General features: G+C 69.6%; 2 protein-coding genes. One reads left to right on the top strand and one right to left on the bottom strand.

Annotation, left to right across the window (positions count from 1 at the left end; translation table 11 throughout):
* On the bottom strand, positions 1 to 440 hold a 440-nt coding region (locus A5705_RS14990), incomplete at its 3' end, for a PPE family protein (RefSeq protein WP_231982340.1).
* Between the two features lie 227 nt (positions 441 to 667).
* Between A5705_RS14990 and A5705_RS27280 the strand changes: the two genes are divergently transcribed.
* Positions 668 to 831, top strand: a 164-nt coding sequence (locus tag A5705_RS27280) for a PPE domain-containing protein (RefSeq protein ID WP_082956486.1), incomplete at its 3' end; no start/stop codon positions are given.

The following is an 831-nucleotide window of genomic DNA, read 5'->3' as shown; positions in this document are numbered from 1 at the left end:
TCCTGGGCCCACATCTGCTCGTATTCGGCCTCGGCCGCCGCGATCGCCGGCGCGTTCTGGCCGAACAGGTTCGACATCACCAGCGACACCAGCTGGCCGCGATTGGCCGTGATCGACCCGGGGTCCACGATGGTCGCCAGCGCGGCCTCGTAGGCGACGGCCGCCGCCCGCGCCTGGGCCGCCGACTGCTCGGCTTGCGCGGCCGCCCCGCCCAGCCAGTCCACGTACCCGGCGGCCGCGTTGGTCATGGACGCCGCCGACGGGCCCTGCCAGGCCTGCCCGGCCAGGTCCGAGGTCACGGAGCTGAATGCGCTTGCCGCCGCGCTCAACTCACTGCGGATCCCGTCCCAGGCCGCCGCCGCCTCCAGCATCGGCCCCGGGCCCGGCCCATCAAGCAGGAGCACCGAGTTGACCTCGGGCGGAAACACCGAAAAGTTCATCACTGCTCCCCTCGATCGTCGTTGATCAGACCTTCAGCAGCCACTGGAGCAACGTACATTCTCCGGCCTGCCCCATACCCCGTTAGGCGGGAATCCAATCCCGGCCGCCGCACGATCGTTGCGGACCGGACCGCAGGGATCAAGCGCTCGCAGTCGCGGTTGCGTGTGAACCCGAGCGAAGGCACACTTTGGCTCCCGGGGCTCGCTGCTGAGAAGGGACCGCGGTCATGAGCTTTTTGGTGCTCCCGCCGGAGATCAATTCGTCCCGGATGTTCTCCGGTGCCGGGTCAGCGCCAATGTTGGCGGCGGCGGCCTGGGACGGGATCCGCAGTGAGTTGAGCGCGGCGGCAAGCGCATTCAGCTCCGTGACCTCGGACCTGGCCGGGCAGGC

It is taken from the genome of Mycobacterium sp. E787, from assembly GCF_001668725.1.
In the GTDB taxonomy this organism is placed as follows: domain Bacteria; phylum Actinomycetota; class Actinomycetes; order Mycobacteriales; family Mycobacteriaceae; genus Mycobacterium.
The sequence above is the reverse complement of the archived record's forward strand: the minus strand, read 5'-3'. Positions and strand labels throughout refer to the sequence as shown.